Annotated in this window: 3 protein-coding genes; all 3 read left to right on the forward strand. The window is 73.7% G+C overall.

Translation table 11 applies throughout. The features are described 5' to 3' along the window. Positions 1–242, forward strand: a 242-nt coding sequence (locus DQW06_RS17375; RefSeq protein ID WP_117198927.1) for a lactococcin 972 family bacteriocin, incomplete at its 5' end; no start/stop codon positions are given. A gap of 72 nt (positions 243–314) precedes the next feature. After that, positions 315–2,384: a hypothetical protein gene (locus DQW06_RS17380; protein ID WP_013153651.1), complete on the forward strand. Its 2,070-nt coding sequence runs from the start codon at positions 315–317 to the stop codon at positions 2,382–2,384. An 18-nt stretch (positions 2,385–2,402) separates the two neighbouring features. Then, a partial coding sequence (locus DQW06_RS17385) for an ATP-binding cassette domain-containing protein (protein ID WP_117198928.1) occupies positions 2,403–2,793 on the forward strand: 391 nt, incomplete at its 3' end.

The following is a 2,793-nucleotide window of genomic DNA, read 5'->3' on the forward strand; positions in this document are numbered from 1 at the left end:
CCGCCGGAACCGCGGGCGTCGCCGCGGCCGCCGTCAGCTACGTCGGCGGCGGGACGTGGTACCACGGGCTCACCTCCTCGGTCGTGTACTCCGACTACTTCCACGGGACGCGCTGCCACGGCTCCACGGCGGTGGGCAGGTACACCGTCACCTCCGCCGCGTACCTGCCGGGGTACACCTCCCGGGCGTCGGCCCCCCGCGCCCTGTCCAACAACGAGAGCTACTGGCGGCACTGCGGGTAGCCGACCGCGACGGACCCGCTGACGCCCCCCGTCAGCGGGCCGCCCCCGTGTCCGCGACCGCTCCAGGAGACCATGCCCAACCGGACCATCGCCTTCGCCCACACCGCGTTCCCGCTGCTGGCCGCGCTCATCGCCGCGCTGCTGCTGGCCACGTGGGAGTTGACGATCCCCACCGCGCAGCACTCGGCGGTGGTGTGGATCGTCGGGGACGAGGGCACCTCCGACAGCGCCCGGGTCGCGGAGACCGTCGAACGCGTCGCCGCCGAGCAGGGCGTGGCGATCGGCTTCACCGCCCCGGACGTGCGCACCCCCGAGTCGCTGTCGCACCTGTACTTGGCCGTGGGCGACCCCGACTCCCGGTACGCCGACTGGCTCACCGAGGGCTACCCGTCCTTCAACCCGGCCACGGAGCTGCGCGTCCATCCCGTCGAGGCGCTCGCCGAACGCAGCCCGCGCGGCTACTACCTGGTCTTCGGCCCGCCCGAGAACGCGCGGGTGCTCACCGAGGCGCTCGCCGAGCACGGCCTGCGCCCGGACGAGGGCGGCAGCCAGGCGCGGCTGTGGCAGTCCTTCCTCGGCGGCCCGCTGTTCAACGTCCTGGCCCTGGCGCTGCTGGCGGGTGTGACCGCGGTCGGCGCGGGGGTGCTGCTCGGCTCCCGGGACTACGCCGTCCAGCGGCTGCTGGGAAGCTCCTACGGGCGGATCCTGCTGCGCGACCTGGGCCGGGTCGCCCGGCTGTGGGGCGCGGCCCTGCCCGGCGCCGCCCTGGTCGCCCTGGCCTGCCTGGGCCTCTACAACGACTGGAACCAGCTCGGTTTCTTCGCCCTGGTCGCCCTGGTGTTCGCGGGGGTCTTCGCCGCCGTGGCGGTGGCCGTGCACGCCGCGGTGCTCGGGTTGGTGCACACCACCGCGATCCTGCCCGCGCTCAAGGGCCGCATCCCCGTGCGCGCCGCCCAGGTGGGCGCCTACCTGGTGCGCGTGCCCGTGCTGCTCCTGGTGCTCGCCGTCCTGGGGTCGGTCGTCCACCTGGCGCAGACCACCCGGGAGCAGCGGGCCTCGCTGGAGGCCTTCGCCCGGACCGGCCGGACCTCGCACGTCGCCCTCAACGGCAGCGTCGGCATGGAGGACTCCGAGGCCGCCGACTCCCTCCTCGGCCCCTGGCTGCGCCGGGCCGACCGGGAGGGCCGGGTCGTCATCGCCGACCAGCACGCGCCCGAGTCCGTCGTGCCGGTCGGGTCCGGGCGACCCGGGTTCGACGTGCTCGTGGTCAACGACACCTACCTGGAGAAGCAGGAGATCGTGTCCCCCTCGGGCGAGCGCTACGGCCCCGCCGCCTCCGAGGAGCGGGTCCGGGTCCTGCTCCCGCCGGCGCACGCCTCCCACCGCGGGGAGATCGAGCGGGCGATGCCGGACTGGCTCCGCCTCCAGAACGGCGGTGGGGAGTCCGGGACCGACGTCGAGATCCTGCCCGCGGCCGACGGCCAGACGGTGTTCACCTACGGGTCGCGGGCCCCCTTCGCCCAGCAGGAACCGCCCTTCCTGCGCGACCCGGTGGTCATCGCCCTGCCCAACGGTTCCGTGCTCTCCGACAGCGCCTACGTCACCTACATGACCCACGAGGCCGTGCTGTTCCCCGATCCGGGTGTGGTGGAGCGGGCGCGGGAGGCCGATCCGCGGATGGCCGAGTACGTCAACGCGGTCCAGCCGATCCTCAACAAGGCGGCCGGGGCCCACGCCGCCGACCTGAACCTGCTGCGGATCGAGGCGTTCAACCTGGTCGCCGGAACCGCCCTGCTGCTGTTGACCGGCATCGCCTCGTGCGTCATCCACGCGCGCACCCGGGCCCAGACCGTCTTCGCCCGGCACATCAGCGGGTGGGGGTTCCTCGCCACGCACCGGCGGTTCCTGGCCGTCGAGGCGGGGATCTCGCTGGGCTTCGCGGGCTGGGCCGCGTGGAACTCGCTCACCACGCTGCGGGCGCTGAGCGACCCCGCCAGGATGCTGCCGCCCGAGCTGGTGCCAACCACCGGGCTCGAACCCCTCTACGCCGCGGCCATCGCGGCGACCGGACTCGCCCTGACCCTGGGCGCGCTCGCCTTCTTCCACCGCCGTATCGTCCGCGAGGGCTCCTCGCAGGCCTGATGACCCCCGGGAGGCAGCATGATCACCGTCGAGAAGCTCACCAAGTCCTTCGGCTCCCGCGTGCTGTGGCGGGACCTGGAGCTGACCGTGGAGGCCGGGCGGATGCTGGCCCTGGTGGGCGCCAGCGGCTCGGGAAAGACCACCCTGCTCAACTGCATGGGGCTGCTGGAGAGGCCCAGCGCGGGCCGGATCCTCTTCGAGGGCACCGACATCACCCGTCTGGGGCCGGGCGGGCAGCGGCGCTTCCGCGCCGACAGGCTCGGCTACCTGTTCCAGAACTACGCCCTGGTGGAGAGCGTGTCCGTCCGGGCCAACCTCGACATCGTCAAGCGGTACGGCACCAGGTCGCGCCAGGCCGCGGCGCTGGAGCGGGTGGGCCTGGCGGGACGGGAGCAGGAGAAGGTGCACC

The sequence above is a fragment of the Nocardiopsis sp. TNDT3 genome (assembly GCF_003427465.1).
GTDB classification, from domain to species: Bacteria; Actinomycetota; Actinomycetes; order Streptosporangiales; family Streptosporangiaceae; genus Nocardiopsis; species Nocardiopsis dassonvillei.